A 24,548-nucleotide genomic window follows, 5' to 3' on the forward strand; every position below is an offset into this window, starting at 1 on the left:
GACTGACCCCTTCCCCACCGGGATGGGGTTTGCCTTGCCCCGAATCAGCCGGGGGGCGCCGGGAGAAGGTTTTCCAGCAGCCCCCTCTCACGTCAGGAGTTGTCCACCACCACCGTGAAGCTCTTGCTGACCTTGCCCTTTGCCGGAACATCCACCTTCAGGCTCGCCACGCCGCCATTTCTGGTCGGGGCGGCGCTGTCGATAATGATGATGCGTCCGCCCACCCGCTCCGTGATCTCGGCGCGCACGGCACGGGTCTTGCTGCTCTCGAAGGTGTAGGTGACCTTGTAGGTGCTCTTGGTGACCGTGCCCTTGCTGTCCTTGACCTGCCCCACAGTCTGGACGGTACGGGTGTATGCCACATCCGGATCATCGCCCAGGCTGAAGTCCACCGTGCCGCCCTCGCGGGTTTCCGGCAGGCCCGTCTGCCCCACCAGCCGGCCGTCCTCACGCACGGTGATGGGGCCGGCAGGCAGGCGCTGGTCGGCCTTGAAGCGGTAAAAGCGGTTGAGCGTGCCCTCCTGGGTGGCGACATTGAAATACGTCTCCAGACCCACATAACGCTCAAAGGTGCTGAGTTTGGGGGTCAGGAAGGGCAGCGTGATGACGCTGTTGGCGGGCAAGGTAAACGGGGTGGTCAGCGCGTAGCGGTACAGGCCGCGCAGTTCAGATCCACTTCCGATCTTGGGCACCGGGGCGGCGGCCGGGGCCCGCAGATTGAAGCCCGCCGCCTCCGAAGCCACGTCCGCCGCCGGATTGGCCTGCACGCTCACGTCGCCCGAGTAGAGCTCGGTGTTCTGCACGTCATACGGCAACTCGGTGGTGTTGCGGATGTCGGCCAGGGCCGAGAGCTGAGCGCCTGCGTCGCTGGCCTTGAGGGTGTAGCGCGGTGACCAGGCCACCGAACGGGTCAGGTACACGAGCGTGCCGCTGCCGGCCCGGGGCAGCGTGTAGGTCAGCGTCTGCGACGGGCTCTGGGGATTGGTGGGGGGCGGGGTCTCGAAACGCAGATCCTCGTAGCGCACGTTGAAATACCGGCCAGATGCGTCCTTGACCAGCAGATCACGGGCCCGAATCAGGGTCACGGGCTCGGTCTTGCCGTCCCGCTCCAGATACACCGTCTTGCCCTCCAGTCCGCTGAGCCAGTTGGCTTCCAGCGTCTGCGCCGCGCGGATGAACGGCAGGCCCTCCAGATCCAGCGAGCCGGGCAGCACATTCTCCCAGGCCTGCTGGGGCAACGAGACGCTGAGGGTCGTTCCACTGCTCTGCACCGGCTGGCGGACTTCTGTAAAGGAGGGGTAGATGCGCAGGTCGGTGGCGTGGGCCGCGCCCAGGGTCAGGGCCGAGAGCACCATCAGGGTTCTTTTCATGGCCGTATGGTGTCTTACGTCTCTTTATGAGATGTGAGAGGGTCCGTCAGACGCGCGACAGAAAACTGTGCCGCAGAACGGCATAAAAAAACTCCCCCGGAGGGGAGTGGGTGACGCCTCAGGCAAGCCGGTCGGTCTGACCGGTCCTTACAGAACGTCGTCGCGGATGCAGGCCTTGAAGTGTCCGGGCGCGACTTCACGCAGCTCGGGCACCACCTTGGCGCAGTCGTCCAGGGCGTAGCGGCAGCGTGTGCGGAACACGCAGCCCGAGGGCGGATTGATCGGGCTGGGAATGTCGCCTTCCAGGATGATGCGCTGGCGCTTGACCGTGGGGTCGGGCACCGGCGCGGCCGACAGCAGCGCCTCGGTGTAGGGGTGCTTGGGGTTGTTGTTCAGCTCGTGGCTGGGAGCAATCTCCATGATGCGGCCCAGGTACATCACGATGATGCGGTCGCAGATGTACTCCACCACGGCCAGGTCGTGCGCGATGAACAGCACGGTCAGGCCCAGCTCTTCTTGCAGGTCCTGCAGCAGGTTGACCACCTGCGCCTGAATCGACACGTCGAGCGCCGAGACCGGCTCGTCGGCCACGATGAACATGGGATCGACCGCCAGGGCGCGCGCAATCCCGATGCGCTGGCGCTGACCGCCGGAGAATTCGTGCGGGTAGCGCCGCATGTGTTCGGGGCGCAGGCCCACCTTCTGCAGCAGCTCCGCAATGCGGTCAATGCGGCCCTTGCCCGGATTCAGGTTGTGAATCTGCATGGCCTCGCCGATGATGTCCGACACGGTCATGCGCGGGTTAAGGGAGGCGAAGGGGTCCTGGAAGATGATCTGCATCTCGCGGCGGTAATCGCGCATCTGTCCCTTGGACAGCTTGGTGATGTCGGTGCCGTTGAAGATCACCTGTCCGCCGGTGGGCTCGATCAGGCGCAGGATGGCGCGCCCCGCCGTGGTCTTGCCCGAACCGGACTCGCCCACCAGCCCCACGACCTCGCCGCGGGCCAGGGTGAACGACACGTCGTTGACGGCCTTGACGTTGCCGACCACCCGCGACAGCAGACCGCCGCGAATCGGAAAGTACTTTTCCAGATTCCGCACGTCCAGCAGGGTTTCACCCTTGTCGGCCATGCCGCGCGAATCGGGAGCCTTGACAATGGTTGGGGCGGTCATGCGCTCACCTCGGCCTGAACCTGCTCAAATTCGCGCCAGCGGATGCAGCGGGCCATGTGGCCGCCGCCGGTGTCTTCCAGCGGGGGCACGGCCTTGGAGCAGTCGGCCACCGCGAACTTGCAGCGCGGCTCGAAAGCGCAGCCCGGCGGCAGGTTCAGGGGGTTGGGGACGTTGCCGGGAATGGCTTCCAGACGGTTGCGGGGGGTGCCGGGGACGTGGGCGTCCACGCCCGGACGCGGAATCGAGTTCAGCAGGCCCATGGTGTACGGGTGGCGCGGGGCCTTGAAGATCTCGACCACGTCGCCTTCCTCGACCACACGGCCGCCGTACATCACCACGACGCGGTCGGCCATCTCGGCCACCACACCCAGGTTGTGGGTGATAAACAGAATGCTCATGCCGATGTCTTTTTGCAGCTTGCGCATCAGGTCCAGAATCTGGGCCTGAATGGTCACGTCCAGCGCGGTGGTCGGCTCATCGGCGATCAGCAGGGCCGGGTTGCAGCTCAGGGCCATGGCGATCATCACACGCTGACGCATCCCGCCGGACATCTGGTGCGGGTACTCGTTGACGCGCTTTTCGGGAGCGGGAATGCCCACGAAACGCAGCATGTCGGTCGCCACCACCATCGCGTCCTTGCGGTTCTTGTCCTGGTGCAGCATCACCGCCTCGGCAATCTGGTCGCCCACGGTGTACACCGGGTTCAGGCTGGTCATGGGCTCCTGAAAGATCATCGAGATGTCGTTGCCGCGGATTTTGCGCATCTCGGCCTCGGACAGTTTCACGATGTCCTGCGGCTTGCCGTCACGGCCCGAGAACAGAATCTCTCCACCTGCGATCTCGCCCGGCGGCATCGGAATCAGCCGCATGATCGAAAGGCTGGTCACGCTCTTGCCCGAACCGGATTCCCCCACCACGCCCAGCGTCTCGCCCTTGTTGATGTGGAAGGTCACGCCGTCCACGCTCTTGACGACGCCGTCATCGGTGTTGAAATAGGTTTTCAGGCCGTTCACGGCCAACAGGACTTCGGCCTGGTCGGTCATTGTTCCTCCATTGTTACCACGTAGCGCATCATACATGTCCTGTCGTTCGTTACTGCCGCTTGCGCGGGTCAAAGGCGTCGCGCAGACCGTCACCCAGCAGCTGGAAGCAGCCCACCGTGAAGACGATAAAGAAGCCGGGAATCAGCACCCACGGACGGGCATTCAGACTGGACAGACCGCCTTCCTGTGCCTGGGCCAGCAGACTGCCCCAGCTGACGTAGGGTTCGACGGCGCCGATGCCCAGGAAGCTCAGGCCCGATTCCAGCAGGATGAAGCCCGGAATGCCCAGCGACAGCCCGATGATCACGTAGGTGGTCATGGTGGGCAGCATGTGCCGCCACATGATGCGTCCGTTGCCCGCGCCGAGTGCCTGCGCGGCCGAAACGAAGTCCTGCTCGCGCACGCTGAGCATCTGTCCACGCGTGACACGCGCCAGACCGCCCCAGCCGATGAAGGACAGAATGCCCAGAATCACATACAGCGCAAGAATGGGATTGATGTCCTGTGGAAAGACCGAGCGCAGCAGCAGCAGCAAGAACAGGTAGGGAATGGCCGACAGCACTTCCACGAAGCGCATGATGATCACGTCCACCACGCCGCCGAAGAACGCCGCCACCGCACCCATGAACAGGCCGATGATGGTGCTGAGCAGAACCGCGCCCACACCGATGGTCAGGCTGATCTGCGAGGCGTACAGGATGCGGGTAAACAGATCACGCCCCAGCGCCTCGCCGCCAAACAGGAACACGTTGCAGTCGGGATTCTCCGCGCCGGTCCCGAACAGGTGCAGATTGCCGGGAATGAAGCCCAGCAGCTTGTAGGACGCGCCGCGCACCCCGAAGTACACCGGGCAGCGTTCCGTCGTGGGTTTGTACTCGTTGACGAAGGTGTCCATGTTCAGCTGCTGCGAGTACTTGAACACGTAAGGACGGGTAAAAGCGCCCGTATCCGGATCACGCACATACACCGGCGTGGGGGGCTGGAAACGGGTGATGTTGGAGGTGGAGTAGCTGGACAGACCGTCCGGCGCGAGGAACGGGGCGAAGATCGCCATCAGGTAGATCAGGATCAGCAATACGCCGCCGGTCTGGGCCAGGCGGTTCTTGCGGAACTGGCCCCAGGCAACCGAGAACTGGGACTGACCCTGTGAACGGCGCGCAGTTTTCTGTGGAGCAGGCGCAGTAGTCGTCATTTTTTAGCTCACCCGACCTTGATGCGTGGGTCGACCACGGCCAGAAGAATGTCTGAGAGGGCGTTGCCGATGATCAGCAGCACCGTCGAGATCACCGTGAAGCCCGCGATCAGGTAGAGGTCCTGGGCATTGATGGCGGTCAGGAGCATGGGCGTGATTCCCGGATAGGCATACACCACTTCCACAAAGCCCGCTCCGCTGATGGCGGCGGGCAGCAGACCCCCAATGCCCGCGACGATGGGCACGATGGCATTGCGGAAGGTGTGCTTCCAGATGGCGCTGCGCTCACTGACGCCCTTGGCGCGTGCGGTGCGGATGTAGTCCGAGCGCATCACTTCCAGCATCAGGCCGCGGATCACGCGGGTCAGCCCGGCCGCGTCCGTGATGGCAAGCACCGCCGCTGGAATCAGCAGGTGCTTGAGCACATCCCAGATCTGGCCCAGGGTGGAGAGCTGATCATGGTTGTTGCTGGTCATGCCACCGATGGGGATGTCCCAGCCGGTCGCGTTGCGAATCTGCAGGATGAAGTAGATGACGATCAGGAACAGGAAGAAGCTGGGAAAGCCCAGCAGGAAGTACAGAACCACATTGATGGCCTTGTCGCCGAAGGAATTCTGCCGAACCGCGCCGTACACGCCGATGGGAATGGCAATGGCATAAAAGAACACCAGATTCAGCAGCACCAGCCACACCGAGTTCACGATACGCGGCCAGATCACGGGCAGGACCGGCTGGGTGTACTGAAACGACAGCCCGAAGTCGCCGTGGAAGATCATGTTGTTCATCCAGTACAGGTACTGGACCCATATCGGCTTATCCAGCCCGAAACTGGCCTGCAGATTGGCAATCTGCTCGGGGCTGATGCCCGGGTTCAGCCGGGCCGGCGTCAGGAAGTCGCCGGGCGCCAGCGAGATCACAAAAAAGATCAGGACGCTGGCGAGCAGCAGCGTGGGAATGGCCTGAAAGAAGCGCCGAACAAGAAATGGAATCATGCCTTACTCCGAAGGGAACCGGTTTTCCCCAAAATGTGGAGGGCAGTCCGCCCGCAGCAGACCACCCCCCACAGTCGAACGCGGGTGGATTACTTGATGAAGGTCAGCGCGACATTGCGCGAGCCGTAGTAAGCGTCCATCAGGTCGGCGGGGTACTCGCCGGCCAGGCGGTCATTGAAGGTGACGTGGTAGTTGGTACCCACGAGGTACACCACGGGCTGCAGTTCGCCTTCAGTCTTCATCAGCTGGGCACCGATGGCCAGGCGCTTGGCGGTGTTCAGCTCGGCGTCACCCTGGTAGTACAGCTTGGTCATCAGCTGTTCCTGGCTGGTCAGGCACTTGCCGTCGCTGGGGTTGTTGTAGCTGTGCAGGTTGGTTCCGCACGGCACCACGTTCACGCCGAAGGGCCAGATGTTGGTGCCGCCGGACAGACCCAGCAGGATGGCGTCGAAGGGACGGTTCTCGCCCTTGGCGGTCAGCTGACCCACCAGCGCGTTGAAGTCGATGGGCGTGAAGTTCACCTTGACGCCAACCTTCTTGGCCTCGTCGGCGAAGATGCGGCCCAGCTGCTCACGGACATTGTTGCCGGCGTTGGTCGCAAGGTTGAATTCCAGCACCTTGCCGCTCTTGTCGGTCAGGTAGCCCTGGGCATTCTTCTTGGTGTAGCCCATCTGCGCGAGCAGCTTGCTTGCCTGTGCCAGATCGTACTTGTACTGGGGTGCGCCGGCGGCGATGCCCGCGTCGGTCTGGGCCTTAAAGATGGGGTAGGTGCTGAAGTACACTTCGCTGCCCAGGCCGCCCAGCGCGAGCTGAACCATGGCCTGACGGTTGGCGATGTGGCTCATGGCGCGGCGGAAGCGCACGTCACGGAACAGAGCCTGCTTGGCGGGGTCGCCGGCCTTGTTCCAGTTGAACACGATCCAGGAGGAGGTGGCGTTCGGGCTGACGTTGGCCTTGAGGACCGACTTCAGGTTGCCTGCGTCAATGGCCTTCTTGATCTGGGCCAGATCGTCGGCCTTGCTCGCGCCGAAGGAGTCGATCTGTCCGGCAAGGTAGGCCGCCAGACCGGCGTTCAGATCCGACACGATGCGGAAGGAGTACTTGTCCAGGTACGGCAGCGCGTTGCCCTTGCTGTCCTTGTTCCACTCGCCGAAGAACTTGTTGGCCTTGAAGACCGCACGCTCACCGGCCTTGTAGCTCTCCATGGTCCACATGCCCGGCGAGACGATGTCGCTGGGGTCGGTGCCCAGGCCCCACATCTTCTTGACGGCTTCTGCGCCGCCCGCACGGTAAGCCTTGCCGAACACATGGTCGGGCCAGGGGGTGTAGCTCATGATGCTCAGGGCAGTCGAGCTCTGCGTGGGGAAGTCGAACTGCAGCGTCATGTCGTTGAGCTTCTTGATCACGATCGGCTTGTCGTTGATGAAGAAGGAGTCGTAGCTGTTGCTGCCGACCTTGTCATCGGTGTGGATCTTCCAGGTGGTGATCCAGTCGTCGGCGGTGATGGCCTGACCGTCACTGAACTTCATGCCGGGGCGGATCTTGACCACGAAGCGCTTGTTGTTGTTGCTGACCACGGCGGGGCCGTCGGCCATCTTGGGGATGAACTCGTTGTTGCGGGGGTCCTGCATGAACAGGCCCGCGCCCAGTTCCATGGTGCCGGGGATGCTGGTCGCCTCGGCGCTGGTGAACGGGTTCATGGTCTTGAAGTCCGAGAGGGTGTAGTTGCGGAACTCGCCGCCGCGCTTGTTGGCGGTGTTCTGGTCCGCGGTCCAGGCAGCAGGGTAGACGAAGGGGGCGGCCAGCGAGGTCGTCGCGGTCATGGCAAGGGCCAGGAACAGGGCTTTCTTCATGTAAATCCTCCAAGGATTGGGTCCGGAAGTGCTGGTCAGATGAGGAGAGCTTCAGAAAAAGGGTTATCTGAAACTGCAGACGCGCCGGCCTGAGCCGGAGGGGCGTCTGTGTGTTGTTGGGGTTGCCAGCGGGGTCAATATATGAATTGACCTACTCAGGGTCAAGTGCAGGCATGACGTTCTGCCTATATTTTTGGGTTAGTTCACATCCAGGGCTTACAATCGCCTTGCAATTGCCAATCCTGCCTTTACAAATGAAACCGGAGGCCGACCATCGTGGTCGACCTCCGAGGGCTTAAAGACGTTTGGGCGGTTCAGCCTAGCGGGACACCAGACCAATCAGCAGGGCCAGCAGCATGAAGAAGCCACCCAGCACACTGGTGATGCGCACCAGACCACCCTCGACGCCGCGGCCGCCGAGCAGCGAACCGCCCGAGGCCATGCTTGCCGACAGGCCCGCCTGACGGGGCACCTGCAACAGCACGAAGAACACCAGCGCCACACAGATCAGCGCGAACAGCACCAGAAATAAAGTCAGAATCATTGAAAACCTCTTGGGTGGTGCCGGTGGGGGGACTCGAACCCCCACGGTTTCCCGCTCGATTTTGAGTCGAGTGCGTCTACCATTCCGCCACACCGGCCTGAAGATTGCAGCCTTGCAGGCGCGCCCGGAATGCTAGCGCGCGCAGGGAGCAGCGGTCAAATGCAGTCGGCCGGTGCGCTTGACCCAATTGTCCACCCGGCACGCCGGAGCTGCGGCCCCCAGCCTCTAGACTGCGCCGCATGTTGGGTCTGATCTGTGTTGACGTGGACGGAACGCTGGTGGGTACCGGCAATGTGGTGCGCCAGGACGTTTGGGACGCTCTGGCGCGGGCGCGGGCGCAGGGGGTCCGAATTGCCCTGTGCAGTGGTCGGCCCGCCTTCGGCAACGCGCTGGCGTATGCGCGGCGGCTGGACGCCGACGGCTGGCACGTCTTTCAGAACGGCGCGAGCATCGTGAACGTGCAGACCGGGGCCAGCCTCTCCGAAGCCTTGCCCGAAGACGCCCTGCCCCTGCTGCTGGACCGCGCCCGCAGCGAGGACCGTCTGCTGGAGGTCTACACCGATGGCGCCTACGGAGTGACCCGGCCCGGCGACCTGGCCGAGCGGCACGCTGCGCTGCTGGGTGTGCCCTATGAACCTCTGACCCCCGAGTCGCTGAGCGGCACGCGGGTGCGCGCACAGTGGGTGGTGCCCCGCGCCCAGGAAACGCTGGTCACGGCAGAGGCCCACCCGGGCCTCGACCTGCACCCGGCGGGCAGCCCCGCCATGCCCGACGCGATGTTTATCAGCGTGACGCGCTCGGGCGTGAGCAAGGGCAGCGCGGTGCGCCGGATCGCCGAGACCTACGGCCTGGATCTGGGTCAGGTGATGATGGTGGGCGACGGGGAAAATGATGTCAGCGCCATGCGGGTGGTGGGGCACCCGGTGGCCATGGGCAACGCCGATCCACCGGCCCGCGCCGCCGCGCGCCACACCGTGGGTGATGTGGACGCAGGCGGGCTGCGCGAGGCGGTCGAGCTGGCCCTCACGCTGAACGCGTAGGGACCATTCGCGCTCAGCCCTCCTGCACTGTGCGCACCGCGTTCAGAATCTGTTCGCCGTAGGCCTCTATGCGTTTGGGACCGAGGCCAGGAACGCCTTCCAGGTCACCCAGGGTGCGGGGCGGGTGGGCGGCCAGAACCTCCAGGGTGGCGTTCGGGAAGATCAGGAAGGCGCTGCGCCCATGCTCGCGGGCCAGTTCGCGGCGCAGCGCACTGAGGGCCCCGGCCACGGCACCGTCGGCGGGCGCCGGTGCCTGCCCGACATCCGAACCGGCGGAAAGCAGCGGAGCCGGCGCGGCCACTGAAGCTGCAGACGGCCTGACGGACGCGGCCTCTGCAGGGGCCACGACATGGGCTGGACCAGGGCCGCCCCGCAGCATCCCCAGCACCGCGCTGTTCTCGCGCACTCCACGTTCAGTGGGCAGCGGGATGCGCCCTGCTCCCCGCTCTCCCGACCGATCACGCACGATCTGCAGCACCTCGTCGCCGTAGTCGGCCAGTTTGCGCTGGCCCACGCCACTGACGGTTCCCAGCGTCGCCGCGCTGCCGGGGCGCAGTTCGGCCACTGCCTTCAGGGTGGCGTCGCTGAAGATCACGTAGGGCGGCACACCCTGGGCGCGGGCACGCTCCAGCCGCCACGCCCGCAGCGCCTCGAACAGGGGGGCGTCCTGGGCGTCTACCGGGGCGCGCCCTCCCCCACCCCTGGACCGGTCGCGGGCCCGCACCTTCTCGCGCGGCAACAGGCTGTCCTCACGCAACATCAGGGTGGCCTCCCCCCGCAGCAGCGCGCGGGACTTGCCGGTGGCGCTCAGGCCGTGGTACTCGCCCGCCGCGAGATACCCCAGGCTCACCAGCTGCCGGAACAGGCCGCGCCACATCTTCTCATCGTGGCCCTTGCCAACCCCGAAGGTGGGCAGCAGATGGTGCCCCATGCCCAAGACCTTCTCGGTCGGCTGGCCCAGCAGGACATCGGTCAGGTACGCCGCGCCGAAGCGGTTGCCGGTGCGGATCGCCGCCGAGAGGGCCATCTGCGCCTCGCGGGTGGCGTCGCGCACGCGCGGGGGACTGAGGCACACATCGCAGTTGCCGCAGGGCTCATCCCTGTGTTCGCCGAAATAGGCGAGCAGCAGCTGACGGCGGCAGGTGGCGGCCTCGCAGTAGGTCAGCAGCGCGTCGAGCTTGGCGGCCTCCACGCGCTTGACCTCCTCCGGAGCGTCGCTCTGGGCAAGCATGCGCCGCACGTTCACCACGTCGGCGAGACCGTACACCATCCACGCGGTGCTGGGCAGACCGTCGCGCCCCGCACGGCCCGTCTCCTGGTAATAGCCCTCCATGCTCTTGGGCAGGTCCAGGTGGGCCACGAAGCGCACATTGGGCTTGTCGATGCCCATGCCGAAGGCCACGGTGGCCACCACCACCACGCCCTCCTCGTTCAGGAAGCGTTCCTGGGCACGCTCGCGTTCGCGGGGGCTCAGGCCCGCGTGGTACGGCACGGCGTCTACCCCCTGCGCGGCCAGCCACTGCGCGGTCTGTTCGACCGATTTGCGCGACAGGCAGTACACGATGCCCGCGTCTCCGGCATGTTCGGCGCGGATGAAGTCGAGCAGCTGGGTCTTGGGACCCTCCTTGCCGGCAACCCGGTACTGGATGTTGGGCCGGTCGAAGCTGGAGACGAACTGCGGGGCGCCCTCCAGCTCCAGCACCCGCAGGATGTCGGCGCGGGTGCGGTCGTCGGCGGTGGCAGTCAGGGCCACGCGCGGGATCTCGGGGAAGCGCCGGGGCAGAACCTGCAGCTGGCCATATTCCGGACGGAAATCGTGCCCCCACTGGGAGACGCAGTGCGCCTCATCAATGGCGAACAGCGCCACCGGGGCACGTTCCAGCAACTCCAGCGTGCGCGGAAGCAGCAGGCGTTCGGGGGCCACATACAGCAGGTCGAGTTCCCCGGCGAGCAGCGCAGCCTCGACCTCGCGCACGGCGTCCAAAGCCAGGGTGGAATTCAAGAAGGCCGCCCGCACCCCCAGCTGGCGCAGGGTGTCCACCTGATCCTTCATCAGCGCGATCAGCGGCGAGACCACGATGCCTGTGCCGGGCCGCAGCAGACTGGGCACCTGATAGCACAGGCTCTTGCCGCCGCCGGTGGGCATCAGGACCAGCGCGTCCCCCCCCGCCGCCACCGTCGCCACGATGTCCGCCTGCACCCCCCGGAATTCGGGATAGCCCCAGATCTGCCGGAGGGTGTTCAGCGCTTGCGTGGAAAGGTCAAGGGAAGGAGCGACGGCCATCGGTGCCAGCATAGCGCGTTACGCCTGGGACGTAATGTTGTGGAGCCGCCGGTGCCCCCGTGGGGCGAGGACTCAGAAGCCGATCTGCGACTGCACTTCCTGGGTGGTGCGCCAGGTGGTGGGAGCATTCACATCCGTGGCATTGGTCAATGAACCGTCCGCGCTGAGCTGTCCGATCACGTTGCTGCGGGCATTGATAACCAGATCGGCGACGTTCCAGCCGGTCTTGGTGTTGAGGGCCACCACCACCGGCACGCGGTCAATCTGCTGAACCCCCAACGCCTTGGCGCAGTCCAGGGTGCCGCGCAGCTGGGTGGGGCGGTCGCTGTACAGCCACACCCGCACGGTCACACGGCGGCTCAGGGCGTTGGGCTTGCTGCCGGTCGCGGCCCGGACCTGGGTCCGTTTGCCTGAAGGAAAGGCCACGGTGTTCAGGGTCGCCGTTACAAAGCCGCGGGCCTGCGCGGCGCTGCTGTCCAAGCGGCCATCACACCCCAGCCGGGCCAGGGCCCCCAGGTCCGCCGCCCCGATGGTCAGGCCCGCCAGGGCAGATTCGGGCGGCAGCGTCAGGGTAAAGCGGCCGTCCGTTCCGATGGTGGCCGTCGCCGCCGGCAGTTCCGCCACCGAGAGGGCCCCCTCGCCGGTCCACCCGGACACCTGACCCACGATGCGCTCGGTGGTCGGCTGGTCGGAGGCCTGGGGGGTGGCAACGCCGCCGCAGGCGGCCAGGGCAAGGGGCAGGCTGAGGGCAGCCATCCATCGGGTCACGGACTTCACGGACCCAGGCTAACGGCGCACTCTGAACAATTTATGACGGGGAGGTCGGGGACCGGTCCGCACCCGTGTCCTCCCGCCCCGGTCGGTTGGCCTACAGCGGCTCCAGGGTCACGCCGGTGGTCCCCGGACCGGTGTGGGTGCCCACCACCGCGCCGATGCCGTGGTTGCCCATGTCCCGGAACTCCACCCCGGCCAGCCCGGCGCGAACTTCCTCTACATAGGCCTCGCCGCCCACAGTGGACAGGAAGGCCACCCGCGCCCCGCCGTGCGAGGTCACGTATTTGCGGGTGTGGTCCACGATGTCCTGCATGGCCTTTTTGTGGCCGCGCACCCGCCCGCCGGAATCGACACGGCCATTCTTGACCACCAGGATTGGCTTGATGCTCAGCAGACCGCCCAGCAGCGCCTGCGCCCCGCCGATGCGCCCGTTGATCCTCAGGAATTCCAGGGTGTCCACCGTAAACCGGATGTCGGCCTGCTTGCCGACCTGCTCCAGTTCGGCCACGATTTCCGGAACGGACCGGCCTGCCCGGCGCAGCTCGTCGGCGCGCAGCACGCGCATGCCCAGGCCCATGCTCACCGAGCCGGTGTCCAGCACCGTCACGCGGTCTCCGAAATCCTGTGCGGCGAGGCGGGCGCTGCCCACCGTGCCCGACAACTGCCCGCTGATGTGAATGCTCAGCACCTGATCTGCCGTTTCCAGCGCCCGGGTGTAAACCTCAGCAAACTCGGCGGGGCTGGGCTGGGAGGTGCTGGGCGTCTTCTTGCCGGCCTTGAGGCCCGCAAACAGCTCAGAGGGCGTCAGGTCAATGCCGTCCTTGTGCATCTTGCCGTCGAACAGCACGTACAGCGGAACGCTGACAATATCGTGCTGGGCACACAGCTCTGGATTGAGGTCACTCGTGGAATCGGTGACGAGGGCGATGGTCATGACCTGATCTTACTGTGACCCGGCCAACCATCCGCCGCGTCAAGGGAGGGCGAGAAGAGAGGGAGGAGCAGAAAAGAGGACGCCGCCCACGACAGGCAGCGTCCTCACAGTCCCTCTGGACTTACTCCTTCTTCTTCGGCACCCACTTCTTGCGCCCACCTGCCCCGGCGTCTGAGGCGTCCGGTGCGGAGGTGGCCTGCTGCCCCTCTTCCAGCGAATTCTCGCCCACCTCACGCAGGTCGACGTGCTCGGTGATCGGGCCCGCAGGAGCCTCCACTTTCGTCTGCGCCTTCGGCTGCCATTTCGGACGGCCAGTGGCAGTGGGCTGAGGAGCGGAGGCGGACACCTCTGGGCTCTCCGAAGGGGCGGCAGCACCGGTTTCTGCAGCGTCGATTCCTGCAGTGTCGGGTTCTTCAGGACGGTCCACCGGCGTACTGGCCTGCGGGGTCCACTTCTTGCGTTGCGCCGGGGCCGTTTCGGGCGCGGGGGCGGGCGCGGGCTGGGCGCTGCTGGCCTCAGCGGATTCGGCCTTGGCCTGAGGCTTCCACGCCTGCCGCACCGGCGCCGACTTTGCAGGCTCGGGGGCAGGGGCATCGGCGACCGGCTCGGCGCTCACGTCGTCCACCCTGGCTTTGGGCTGCCACGCCTTGCGGGCCGGCGCCTGAGCGGATTCAGAGGCCGGGGGTGCCGCGCTCACCTCATCCGACTTGGCCTGAGGGTTCCAGGCCTTGCGGGGTGAAGGTTCGGCGGGCCGCGTTTCTTCCACACGCGCCTGGGCCGGAGCCACGTCGTCCGCGCTGGCCTTCGGGTTCCAGGCCTTGCGGACAGGCGGCTCCCCTGTTTGTGCATCTGGCCCAACCGGCGCGGTACTGACCTCATCCGCTCCGGCTTTGGGCTTCCAGCTCTTGCGGGCCGGCGCGGGCACCTCGGGGTGCGCGGCCTGCGGCTCAGGCTGGGTGTCGGCATTGTCCACCGGGCTGCCCGGCTGGGCATTGAGCACGTCGGCGGAGGTTTCTCCCACCACGTTGTCCGGTGCGTCGGCAGAGCGGACCTCACCCGTGCGCTCCATCGGGACCTCGGCGTTGGGAACCCCAGCCGGTTCAGTGGCGACCGGTGACGTGTCGCTCACACCCACCGGCGCGGCGTATTCCCCGGTGGCGCGCTGCATGCTTTCCAGCATCAGCTCGGCCACGTCCTTCACCACGATGTCGTCGCGCTTCTGCTTTTCCGGGGTGCTGTTCAGCATCGCCTTGCAGAAGGGGCAGCCCACCGCCACCACCTTGCCCGTTTGCTCAAATTCTGCGGAGGCAGCCTTCGCGCCGTCCAGCCGCGCCTGCAGTTCGCGGAAGCGGTTGTCGGAGACGCGCTCGCGGCCCTCCTCCTCCTCCTTCCAGAACTGGGCGCCGCCTGCCCCGCAGCAAAAGCTGTTGTCCCGCTCGCGTTCCAGGCTCAGCACCTCGCCCGCCATGCGCGTGATCAGGGTGCGCGGCGCGTCGTACACGCCGTTGTGACGGCCCAGGTAACACGGATCGTGATAGGTCACGTCGTCGGCCAGCTCGGCCAGCGGCAGCTTTCCGGCGGCCACCAGCGTTTCCAGGTATTCGGTGTGGTGAATCGTCCTGTAGTGCCCGCCGATCTGCGGATACTCGTTGCCGATGATGTTCATGCAGTGCGGGCAGGTGGCGACGATCAGCTTGGGCCGAACGCTGTTGAGCGTCTCCACGTTCTCCTGCGCCAGCGTCTGGTACAGGAACTCGTTCCCGGCGCGGCGGGCACTGTCCCCGGTACACGCCTCTTTCTTGCCCAGCACAGCGTAATTGACCCCCGCCTTGTCCAGCAGCTGCACGAAGGAGCGGGCCACCTTCTGCGCGCCCGGATCGTAGGCGGCGGCGCAGCCCACCCAGTAGATGACGTCGGGTTCGGGATTCTCGTCAATGGTGGGGACCTTCAGACCCTCGGCCCACTCCATGCGCTTGTCGCGCGAGATGCCCCAGGGGTTGGAGGTGCGCTCCATGCCCCGGAAGGCGGTCTGAAGCTGCTGCGGAAACTCGCCGGCCACCATCACCTGCTGGCGGCGGATGTCGATGATGTCCAGCATCTGCTCGTCCTGCACCGGGCAGACCTGCATGCACGCGCCGCAGGTGGTGCAGGCCCACACCGCCTCCTCGCTAATGGCGTACTCCAGCAGCGGGTGGGCGGTGCTCGCCCCGGACTCGAAGGGCGCGGCCTTGAGGGTAAAGGGGCTGGGGTGCGCCGCAATAACGTTCAGCTCCATGCGCTTGTTGATCTCCAGCGCGGCAGGAGACAGCGCCTTGCCGGTGGCGTTCGCTGGACAGACGTCCTGGCAGCGGTTGCACTGGATACAGGCGTAGGCGTCCAGCAGGCGGGGCCATTCCAGTTCTTCCAGCTTTTCCACGCCCAGGCGCGGTTCCTCGGCCTCCATCGCCTCCTCCAGACCCTTCATGGGCGGCAGCACGCCGCTGCCCACCGGGCGCTTGAAGGTGTAGTTCAGCGGGGCCATGAAGATGTGGATGTGCTTGGTAAAGGGAAAGTACGCCAGGAAGGCCAGCACGCTGCCCAGCGCGCCCCAGAATCCGAAGATGCGCCAGTTCAGCAGCGCGCCCTCGCCCAGGCCGGAAAACAGGGCCGCGCCCACGGCGTTCGAAAACGGCTGGAAGGCGTCACCGCCCTCGGCCACCACTTTCGCCGCGTTGCCCAGCACCCGGCTGCCGACGTGGAAGAAGATGAACGCCGAGACGATCAGGCTGTCGCGCAGGATGTAGTTGTTCTTGAGCAGCGGGTGCAGCAGCGTCTTCTCGGTAAAGCGGAAGTCGCGCTTGCTGGGCGCGAACAGACGGCGGATCACTAGACTCACGACGCCAAACAGCACCAGAAAGCTCAGCACATCGGCCAGCAGGTTGTAGACGGCGCCCAGAGGGTTGCTGGACGGGATGCTGAAATGAATATAGCCTTCCAGCCCGTCAATCACATTCACCAGCAGGTAGAACACGAAACCGTAGAAGATGAAGCTGTGCAGCACGCTGATCGCCGTGCGGCGACGGAAGGTGCGCTCCTGCGTCAGGCTGACGCGGACAGCGTCCAGAATGCGGCGGCCCGGAATGTCAAAGCGGCGCTCGGTGGCGGGCGCACCCCGGCGGATGCGCAGGTACAGGCGGTAAAAACCCCACAGCCCAAAGGCACCGGTAACGACGGCAAAGACGAAAAACAGAATCTGATGGATGAGGGGGAGCACGAAACCTCCGGTGGAATGGGGATGTGGGTCAGGCTCAGGGCCGGGTCATTCGCTGGAACCGTGGACTGTCCGTAAATTTATACTGGGTCCAAGTATAACGGGGTCGGTCTGGCAGGGGCAGAGTGCGGGCTTGAGCGTCCAGCAGGAAAGAGAAGTCGTCCCAGCATACCCCCCCGCTTCCTGACGGCATCTGGATGTCTTTCCTGAATACCTTTGTGGGCGCGGTCCGCACGGTAGCCTCTGAAGCCCGGCCTGTCACCACCCTGCCCCGGCCTCCGCGCCACGGCCCAGAGTGTTCCCATCATTCCAAAGGAGTTTCGCCTTGTCCCTCACCGCCAACGAACTGCAGACCTACCTCCACGCCCTGGTCCGGGGCGAACTCAAACTTTCCACCATGATCTGGGGACCGCCCGGCGTGGGCAAAAGCAGCGTGGTTGCGCAGGTGGCCGCCGCCCAGAACCTGGAATTCGTGGACGTGCGCCTCTCCCAGCTGGCCCCCACCGACCTGCGCGGCCTGCCCGTGCCCGAGTCGGACGGCCAGGGCGGCGGCGTGAGCAAGTGGTATCCGCCCGAATTCCTGCCGCGCGGCGGCCACGGCATCCTGTTTCTGGACGAGGTGAACATGGCCCCGCCCACCATGCAGGGCATGGCGCAGCAGCTGATCCTGGACCGCCGGGTGGGCAGCTACGTGCTGCCGGACGGCTGGTTCGTGTGGGCTGCCGGCAACCGCAAGGAGGACCGCGCCAGCGTGTTCGACATGCCCGCACCGCTGGCCAACCGCTTTTTGCACCTGACCGTGCGCCCCGACTTTGACTCGTGGCGCAGCTACGCCCTGGGGCGCGGACTGCACGAGCACATCATCGCCTTCCTGACCTTCCGCCCGGAGCTGCTGCACCGCCTGGACCCCCAGCAGCCCGCGTGGCCTAGCCCGCGTGCCTGGGAAATGGCCTCGGGCCTGCACCGCGCCGGTCTGGATACTGTGCCCGCGATCGGGGAGGCGGCGGGGGCCGAATTCAGCGCCTTTGTGCGTCTGTACGAGCAGTTGCCCGACCTGGGCATCGTGCTGGAGGGCCGCGGCGGGGGTCTGCGGCTGCCCGACGAGCCCAGCGTGCGCTACGCCGCCGTGGTGGGGCTGGCCGCCCGCGCCGCCGACGCGGACGCGGCCTACCACGCCTTTACCTGGCTCGCCGACAGTGCCGGACCCGAATGGCTGCAGCTGTATGTCGCCACCCTGGTGAGCAAATTCCAGGCCATCGGTCAGCTGGGCGATCTGGCGGGGCTGATTGGCCGGGACGAGCGGCTGGCGGCCCTGGTGGAGGGAACGCTGGCGATGTCGGAGGGAATGTGACCGGCGCGGGTGGGCGGGGCCAGGCCCGGAACACCGTCCAGGCCCCCGCCGCTCCAGGAGCATGATGCCGCCCGACTTCCAGCACCTGATCTCCGGTTCACGGCTGCGGATTCGTGGCAAGTCGGCATTCTTTGCCACGCTGCTGCTGCACGCCGAGTTCGTGCCCTCCAGAGAGGTGGCGGCCGCCGGCACCGATGGCGAGCGGGTCTACGTGAACCCGGAGGTCGCGGCCTCGCTGCCCTCCGACGTGCTGGACGGCCTGCTGCTGCATGAAGTGCTGCACGCGGCCCTGTCGCATGTCGAGCGGCGCGGCCCACGCGAGAAGAAACGCTGGAACCAGTCGGCCGACCTGATCGTGAACGGCATGGTGGACGCCGCGGGGCTGCCCACCCCCCCGAGTTCGCGGCGCGACGGCCATCTGGAAAAGCTGAGCGTGGAGGAGGTCTACACCGCCCTGCTCGCCGAGGGAGAGAGCGAGGAAGACCAGGGGGACGGCAGTGACGACCTGCTCGACGGCCCCCCCAGCGACGTGCCCCCCCGGAACGGCAAGAACGCCTCCTCACCGGCGCGGCAGTGGCAGCAGGCCATGGCCAAGGCCCGCAGCATGGACGCCCTGAGCGGCGGGCAGGGCGACGATCCGCTGGGCGCCCACCGCGAGCTGGCCCGCCTTGCTCCGGCCCGGCTGGACTGGCGGGCGCACCTGTGGCGGTTCCTGGCCCGCACGCCGGTGGACTTCGGAGGCTTTGACCGCCGGTTCGTGGGGCGCGGGCTGTACCTGGAAGCCCTGGACGACGAGAGCCTGAGCGCCCTGATCGCGGTGGACACCTCCGGCAGCGTGAACGACGAGGCGGTGCGGGCGCTGGTCGGCGAGGTCCAGGGCGTGCTCGGCGCGTACCCGCACGTCCGGGCCACCCTGTACTACGCCGACACCGAAGCCTACGGTCCGTACGAGCTGACCCCCGGCAGCGCCATTCCCGCGCCGCAGGGGGGCGGCGGCACCGACTTCCGCCCGGTCTTCAGGCTACTGGACGACCACACACCGGACGTGCTGATCTACCTCACCGACGGCTATGGCGACTTCCCGGAGACCGCGCCGCAGATGCCGACGCTGTGGGTGGTTCCGCCCGGCGGCCTGGAAGACGAGGGGTTTCCGTTTGGCGATGTTCTGCGGCTGGAGGAGGGCTGATGGTCTTTCGCCCCCCGCGCTTCGAGCTTCTTTCCGGCGTTCCGCACGGCGAGGCCACGTGGTTCATTTTCCAGAAGAGCCGACTGCTGCTCCGCGAGGACGACACGCTGCCGGCGGGTCCGGCGACCGCTCTGGAGCTGGAACTGGTCAATTCGCTGGGCCGCCTGGACGGGCAGCCCTACGCCGCCGCTCAGCTGCGGGGGGAGGTTCCTCCCGGATACACCCTCTCGCCGCTGCGGGCGCTGGCGGTCCGCCTGAGTGAAGACCTGTTCGGGCTGGCCGGATTTGCCGCGCAGGTGGTGGACTTTGACCGCACACACGGGTTCTGTGGCTTCTGCGCCACGCCCTTGGCTTTTACCGGCCACGAGTATGCCAAGACCTGCCCGCGCTGCAGCCTGACGGTCTACCCGCGGGTGGCTCCGGTGGCGATGGTGCTGATTTGGCGCGGCGTGGGCGCGGAGACCAAGCTGCTGCTCGCGCGCGGACCGCAGTTTCCTCCCGGCATGTATTCCGCGCTGGCCGGCTTCGTGCAGCCCTCCGAAACGCTGGAGCAGGCCGCCGCCCGCGAGGTGCTGGAGGAGGTCGGGGTGCGCCTCCGGGACCTGAAGTACGTGCTCAGCCAGCCGTGGCCGTTTCCGCACTCGCTGATGATCGGCTTCGAGGCCGAGGCGGACGGCGGTGAGATCACCCCGCAGCCCGGCGAGATCGAGGACGCCCGCTGGTTTTCCGTCTCGGCGCTGCCCGCGCTGCCGCCGCGCTTCAGCATCGCGCGGCAGCTGATTGACCGGGCCGTGGCCGGGGCACGGGTTCGCGCCGACCTTCCGGCCGGCTGATTCCGCAGCCGGATCTGCAATATTGACCGCCATGTCCTTTTCCGAACTCGATCCACGCACCCTGACCACCCTGGGCGTGGAGGGCGCACTGGAGGCGGCGGGGCACCCACGCGCCCCGGCCGCCACGCTCTCGGGGCTGAGCGCCCACCCGGACGCGCGGGTGCGTGCCCAGGTGGCGCGGCACCCCAATGCGCCGCTGGAGGTGCTGGGTCAGCTTGCGGCGGCCTACCCGCAGGAGGTGCTGGACAATCCGGGATTGCCACTGATCCGGCTGGCACGTCCGGGGCTGCTGGGCACCTTTCCGGGCGAGGGGGTCGTGGCCCTGCTGTCCCTGCCCAGCGTGCCCGACTGGGTGCTGGAGGGCACGCTGCGGCATGAGGACTTCACCGTGCGCACGGCGCTGGCCTCGCGCCCGGGACTGAGCGAGGCCCGCGTGCAGGCGCTGGCACAGGACGCGGGCTGGCAGATCCGGGAAGCGGTGGCCCGCAGGCCCGACCTCTCGCCGGCGCTGATCCGTCAGCTGGCCTCCGACGATGATTACGACGTGCGCAAGGCGGTGGCAGGCCGCGCCGACCTGCCCGGCGACGTGCTGCGGACGCTGGTTCAGGACGCCCACGGTCTGGTGCGCGCCAGCGCGGCCCGCCGCCTGGACCTGCCCCTGGACTGCATGCTGACCCTGGCCGCCGACACGGACACCGATGTGCTCGCCACCCTGGCCCGCCGGGTGGACCTGCCGCGCAATGTGCGCGAGTGGCTGGCGGCCAGCGATGAGCCGCTGGTGCGCGCCTCGGCGCTGCAGGCCTGGAGCGTGCCCGCCGCGTGGCTGGACCGCGCCGAGCACGACGCCGACCCGGACGTGCGCGCCGCCCTGGCCCGCCGCCCGGACACCACCCCGGCTGTGCTTGAACGGCTCGCAGGCGACGAGGCCGAGTTGGTGCGCCGCGCCGTGCTGGAACGCGACGACCTGCCCGAAGGAGCGGTGCTGGCCCTGGCCCGCGCCCCGGAAGCGGACATCCGCCTGCATGTGGCGAGCGCCGACGGGCTGCCCGGCAGTGCGCTGGACGCCCTGCTGACCGACGCCGATCCGACCATTCGCACCATTCTGGCAGTGCGGCCCGATCTGGGCGAGCTGCGCCTGGCACGGCTGGCTGAAGACGAACACCCGGAGGTCAGGCGGGCGGTGGCCTACGCCGCCGCGCCGGGGACACAGACGCTGGCCGCGCTGGCCGGGGACCCCAACATGGGCGTGCGCCGCGCCGCCGCCGCCCACGTGACGCTGCCCGCCGACCTGCTGCCCTCCCTGGCCGCCGACCCAGATGCCGGGGTGCGGCTGGCGGTGGCTGGCCGGGCCGACCTCTCCCCCGCCCTGCGCGAACTTCTGCAGGCCGACGCCGACCCCAGCGTGCGGGCCGAGGCGCAGCTCCAGTCATGACCGACATCCGCCTGCCTCTGGGAGGGCTGAAGTTCAGCGTGCGCGTGGCGATCCTGTGCGTGCGCAATGGCAAGGTGCTGGTGAATACGGGGGTTGGAGACCGTGGCCCCGGCTTCTGGTTCCTGCCCGGCGGCGCACTCGCCACGGGCGAGGACGCGCAGAGCTGCGCCCAGCGGGAATGGACCGAGGAAACCGGCACGCTGCCGGGGCCGTTGCATCTGGCGGGCATTGTGGAGCCCTTCTTCGGCCCGCCGCACAGACGGCAGCACGAACTCGGCTTTTACTTCCGCATGGACGCTCCACCCGAACTGCCCGATGAACCGTTCACTGTGTTGGACGACGCTGATACGCTCTGCGAGTGGATTCCGATGGACGAGATCGAGTCCAGGCCGGTCTATCCGCTGATCATCCGCGGGTTGCTGGAGGCGGACGACGCAACGGTACGGCACATCGTGAACCGGGAATGATTCGTTCGGTTCTTCGGGCGTGACAGAAGCTGGGCGGCATTCCAACGTATGAGCAGGACTCCGATGGGCTGTTCGGGCAGATTCAACGCCTCTATGTCCAGCTTGAGGAGGGGACGGAGTCGCTGGACGAGAACGACAGCATGACCCTCATTCGCCTGCAGCCCAAGAACATAGGCGAGGATTATTACAGCGTCACCGACTGGATTCTTGAACTGATCGAGACCCATCTGATCGCCTCCAGTTGTGTTCGGGATATACCCGGCAGCACCCAAACGGACTGGCTGGAGTTTCTGGACTCCAGGCATCCCGGTCAACTCCGGCGCTGACCCTCTCTGGCACCACCAACGAGAGAGCCCCCAAAGGCCGTCGTGCGCGCAGCGCGCAGGCCGCACACGGCGTCACGGAGCATGGCGCCGAAGTGGAAATGCTGCCACTCTCCTCCACCCGCCGCGCCAGAGAACCCCTGCCCAGTGCCAACGTGAGTTCCCCCGCCCCCTGGGGATGGGGGTTCGGGGTGGGGCGAGCCGCCTAAACCGGACTTAAATTCGCAAACTTCACCAGCAACTTCTTTGTCCCCGCCGACGCGAAATGTACCGTGACCTCCTGCTTGTCCCCGGTGCCCGCCACCGCCAGCACCTGCCCCTCGCCGAACTTGGGGTGCCGGACCCGCTCGCCGCCCCGGTAGGCCATGCCCGCCGTCATGGGGCTGGTGTTCTTCACGGCAGACGGCACCGGAACGGTGGGCCGGTACTGTTTCCAGGTCTTGGCGCGGTACTCGACGACCTGGCCGTAGGGGTCGATGGTATCAAACCCGCCCTCGATCTCCTCCAGAAAACGGCTGTCCTCGGCGGAATTGGTCTTGCCGAACTGCATGCGGTTCTGTGCGGCGGTCAGAAACAGGCGTTCCATGGCGCGGGTGATGCCCACGTAGAACAGCCGGCGCTCCTCCTCGATGCCCCCGGCCTCGATAAGCGCCCCCTTGCTGGGCAGCAGCCCCTCCTCGGTGCCCACGATGAAGACCACCGGGAACTCCAGACCCTTGGCGTTGTGCAGGGTCATCAGGGTCACGGCGTCCTCGGGCACGTCCCGGTTCTCCTTCTTGGCGCGCATGTCGTCCACGCTGGACAGCAGCGCGGCGTCGTCCAGAAAGTCCTGGATGGTGCCCTCATTGTCGCCCGACCATTCCTCGGCGGCGTTGATCAGTTCGTCGAGGTTCTCCATGCGAACCTGCCCCTCCTGACCTTCCTGGCGCAGCAGGTCGAGGTAGCCGCTCGTCTCGATCACAAAGCGCAGGAAACCGCCGGGTTCATAGTTCTCGGCCGCCTCGCTCATGGCGGCCATCAGCCGGGCAAACTCGACCGGTTTCTGGGCGCCGCGGTCGAGAATGTGGTTCTCCTCGGCCCGGGCGCAGGCGGTCAGCAATGAGGTGCCGTTGATGCGTGCCCAGTCCATCAATTTTTCCAGCGCCGTATCGCCGATGCCGCGACGGGGCCGGCCAATGATGCGCCGCAGGGCCACGTCATCGGATGGATTGATGGCGAGGCGGGCGTAAGCCAGGATGTCGCGGATCTCGCGGCGGTCGTAGAAGCCCACGCCGCCCACGATGCGCGCCGGAATCTGCACGCGGCGCAGCGACTCCTCCATCACGCGCGACTGCGCGTTGGTGCGGTACAGAATCGCCATCTCCGAGAACCTGCGGCCCTCACCGTGCAGGCGCGTGAGCCACTCGGCCACGAAATCGCCCTCCGAACGGTGGTCGGTGGCGCGGTGGAACACCACCGGATGACCGTCCTCCTTGACCGCCCGCAGGGTCTTGTCCAGGCGTTCGGCGTTGTTCTCGATGAGCCTGTTCGCCAGATTCAGCACGCGGGCGCTGGAGCGGTAGTTGTGCTCCAGCATGTACACCTTCGAATCGGGATAGTCCTTCTGAAAGTCGAGGATGTTCTGGATGTCCGCGCCCCGGAATTTATAGATCGACTGGTCTGGGTCGCCCACCACCAGCAGGTTCCGGTCCCGGGAGGCCAGCAGCCGGGTCAGCTCGTACTGGGCCTTGTTGGTGTCCTGATACTCGTCCACATGAATGAACTTCGCCCGGTTCTGCACGGCGCTCAGCACCGCCGGCACTTCCCGGAACAGCCGCACCGTCTCGGTGATCAGGTCGCCGAAATCGATGGCGTTCTGCCCGCGTTTGCGGCCCTCATAGCGGCGGTAGGCCTCGGCGGCGGCCTCGCGCGGCAGGCCGCTGATGTACGGCTCGCCGCTGCGGGCGAGGTCGTCGGGCGTCAGCAGATTGCTCTTGGCACGGTCAATGATGCCGCGCAGCACCCGCGGGCTGGTGTCTGGCCCGATGCCGGGAATGCTGCCCATGACTTCCTTGAAAATGTCGAGCTGATCGTCGTCGTCGTAGATCACGAAGCCGCGCCTGAGGCCGATGTGTTCGCCGTAGGCCCGCAGAATCCGCACCCCTGCGCTGTGGAAGGTGCTCATCCACAGCCGGTCGGCGCCGGGCATCAGGTGCCGCGCCCGCTCGCGCATTTCGGCCGCGGCCTTGTTGGTGAAGGTTACGGCCAGGATCTCGCCGGGGTCCGCGCCGTAGTGGGTAATCAGCCGGGCGATGCGGTAGATCAGGGTGCGCGTCTTGCCACTGCCCGCCCCGGCGATCACCAGCGCGGGGCCGGTGTGGTGGTCGGCGGCCTGCGCCTGCGTCTCGTTGAGCTGGCTTAGAAGGTCGGTCTGGTCCGGCGCGGAAGTCACCGCAGGAGTCTATCAGGGTCGGTTCTGCTGGCAACGTAATCGCGGCCGGGGCCAATGCCGACACTCTGCCCCACCG

19 protein-coding genes and 1 tRNA gene are annotated in these 24,548 nt (G+C 66.7%); 7 read left to right on the top strand and 13 right to left on the bottom strand.

Annotation, left to right across the window (positions count from 1 at the left end; translation table 11 throughout):
* Window positions 1-92 precede the first annotated feature (92 nt).
* From IEY21_RS08185 to IEY21_RS08220, 8 genes are all read right to left on the bottom strand, one after another.
* A complete protein-coding gene (locus IEY21_RS08185) occupies window positions 93-1,370 on the bottom strand; it encodes a DUF4139 domain-containing protein (protein WP_188903243.1) in 1,278 nt (425 codons plus the stop codon).
* Window positions 1,371-1,517: 147 nt separating this feature from the next.
* The gene (locus IEY21_RS08190) at window positions 1,518-2,543 is read right to left on the bottom strand and encodes an ABC transporter ATP-binding protein (protein ID WP_308424831.1); all 1,026 of its coding nucleotides are present in this window, start codon (window positions 2,541-2,543) and stop codon (window positions 1,518-1,520) included.
* Window positions 2,540-3,586, bottom strand: a complete 1,047-nt coding sequence (locus tag IEY21_RS08195; protein ID WP_188903245.1) for an ABC transporter ATP-binding protein — start codon at window positions 3,584-3,586, stop codon at window positions 2,540-2,542. Before IEY21_RS08195 ends, IEY21_RS08190 begins: the two co-directional genes overlap by 4 nt.
* A 49-nt stretch (window positions 3,587-3,635) precedes the next feature.
* A complete protein-coding gene (locus IEY21_RS08200) occupies window positions 3,636-4,778 on the bottom strand; it encodes an ABC transporter permease (RefSeq protein ID WP_188903247.1) in 1,143 nt (380 codons plus the stop codon).
* Between the two features lie 8 nt (window positions 4,779-4,786).
* Window positions 4,787-5,770 (bottom strand): ABC transporter permease, encoded by a 984-nt coding sequence (locus IEY21_RS08205; RefSeq protein ID WP_188903249.1) that lies wholly within the window; start codon window positions 5,768-5,770, stop codon window positions 4,787-4,789.
* Between the two features lie 89 nt (window positions 5,771-5,859).
* Entirely contained in the window at window positions 5,860-7,623 is a 1,764-nt protein-coding gene (locus IEY21_RS08210; protein ID WP_188903251.1) for an ABC transporter substrate-binding protein, read from the bottom strand.
* A gap of 319 nt (window positions 7,624-7,942) precedes the next feature.
* Window positions 7,943-8,167, bottom strand: coding sequence for a preprotein translocase subunit SecG (gene secG / locus IEY21_RS08215; protein ID WP_188903253.1), 225 nt, complete (start codon window positions 8,165-8,167; stop codon window positions 7,943-7,945).
* A 15-nt stretch (window positions 8,168-8,182) separates the two neighbouring features.
* Window positions 8,183-8,264, bottom strand: a tRNA-Leu gene (locus IEY21_RS08220).
* Between the two features lie 142 nt (window positions 8,265-8,406).
* Here IEY21_RS08220 and IEY21_RS08225 point away from each other — a divergent pair.
* Window positions 8,407-9,207: a Cof-type HAD-IIB family hydrolase gene (locus IEY21_RS08225; RefSeq protein ID WP_188903255.1), complete on the top strand. Its 801-nt coding sequence runs from the start codon at window positions 8,407-8,409 to the stop codon at window positions 9,205-9,207.
* A gap of 13 nt (window positions 9,208-9,220) precedes the next feature.
* On the opposite strand, the gene recQ is transcribed toward IEY21_RS08225, so the two are convergent.
* The 4 genes from recQ to IEY21_RS08245 all read right to left on the bottom strand — a co-directional run bounded on the left by recQ (window position 9,221) and on the right by IEY21_RS08245 (window position 16,452).
* Window positions 9,221-11,491 carry a DNA helicase RecQ gene (gene recQ / locus IEY21_RS08230; protein WP_188903257.1) on the bottom strand — a complete coding sequence of 757 codons (2,271 nt, stop codon included), beginning with the start codon at window positions 11,489-11,491 and terminating at the stop codon, window positions 9,221-9,223.
* A 72-nt stretch (window positions 11,492-11,563) separates the two neighbouring features.
* Window positions 11,564-12,268 (bottom strand): hypothetical protein, encoded by a 705-nt coding sequence (locus tag IEY21_RS08235; RefSeq protein ID WP_229752973.1) that lies wholly within the window; start codon window positions 12,266-12,268, stop codon window positions 11,564-11,566.
* 91 nt (window positions 12,269-12,359) lie between these two features.
* Window positions 12,360-13,199 (bottom strand): DegV family protein, encoded by an 840-nt coding sequence (locus IEY21_RS08240; RefSeq protein WP_188903259.1) that lies wholly within the window; start codon window positions 13,197-13,199, stop codon window positions 12,360-12,362.
* Window positions 13,200-13,320: 121 nt separating this feature from the next.
* Window positions 13,321-16,452, bottom strand: coding sequence for a heterodisulfide reductase-related iron-sulfur binding cluster (locus IEY21_RS08245; protein ID WP_188903261.1), 3,132 nt, complete (start codon window positions 16,450-16,452; stop codon window positions 13,321-13,323).
* 322 nt (window positions 16,453-16,774) lie between these two features.
* On the opposite strand from IEY21_RS08245, the gene IEY21_RS08250 reads away from it, so the two are divergent.
* The 6 genes from IEY21_RS08250 (at window position 16,775) to IEY21_RS08275 (ending at window position 22,044) form a co-directional block, all read left to right on the top strand.
* Entirely contained in the window at window positions 16,775-17,800 is a 1,026-nt protein-coding gene (locus tag IEY21_RS08250) for an AAA family ATPase (protein WP_188903263.1), read from the top strand.
* Between the two features lie 61 nt (window positions 17,801-17,861).
* On the top strand, window positions 17,862-18,986 hold the full coding sequence (locus IEY21_RS08255; RefSeq protein WP_229752974.1) for a vWA domain-containing protein: 1,125 nt from the start codon (window positions 17,862-17,864) through the stop codon (window positions 18,984-18,986).
* Complete coding sequence (gene nudC / locus IEY21_RS08260) at window positions 18,986-19,819, top strand: NAD(+) diphosphatase (protein WP_188903265.1); 834 nt, start codon at window positions 18,986-18,988, stop codon at window positions 19,817-19,819. The genes IEY21_RS08255 and nudC overlap by 1 nt, the downstream gene beginning before the upstream one ends.
* A gap of 31 nt (window positions 19,820-19,850) precedes the next feature.
* Complete coding sequence (locus IEY21_RS08265; RefSeq protein WP_188903267.1) at window positions 19,851-21,251, top strand: hypothetical protein; 1,401 nt, start codon at window positions 19,851-19,853, stop codon at window positions 21,249-21,251.
* The gene (locus tag IEY21_RS08270; protein ID WP_188903269.1) at window positions 21,248-21,718 is read left to right on the top strand and encodes an NUDIX domain-containing protein; all 471 of its coding nucleotides are present in this window, start codon (window positions 21,248-21,250) and stop codon (window positions 21,716-21,718) included. The genes IEY21_RS08265 and IEY21_RS08270 overlap by 4 nt, the downstream gene beginning before the upstream one ends.
* A 140-nt stretch (window positions 21,719-21,858) precedes the next feature.
* Window positions 21,859-22,044 (top strand): hypothetical protein, encoded by a 186-nt coding sequence (locus tag IEY21_RS08275; RefSeq protein WP_188903271.1) that lies wholly within the window; start codon window positions 21,859-21,861, stop codon window positions 22,042-22,044.
* 202 nt (window positions 22,045-22,246) lie between these two features.
* Here IEY21_RS08275 and IEY21_RS08280 read toward each other — a convergent pair whose 3' ends face one another.
* Complete coding sequence (locus IEY21_RS08280) at window positions 22,247-24,472, bottom strand: ATP-dependent helicase (RefSeq protein ID WP_188903273.1); 2,226 nt, start codon at window positions 24,470-24,472, stop codon at window positions 22,247-22,249.
* Window positions 24,473-24,548 lie beyond the last annotated feature (76 nt).

Source organism: Deinococcus aerophilus (genome assembly GCF_014647075.1).
GTDB classification, from domain to species: Bacteria; Deinococcota; Deinococci; order Deinococcales; family Deinococcaceae; genus Deinococcus; species Deinococcus aerophilus.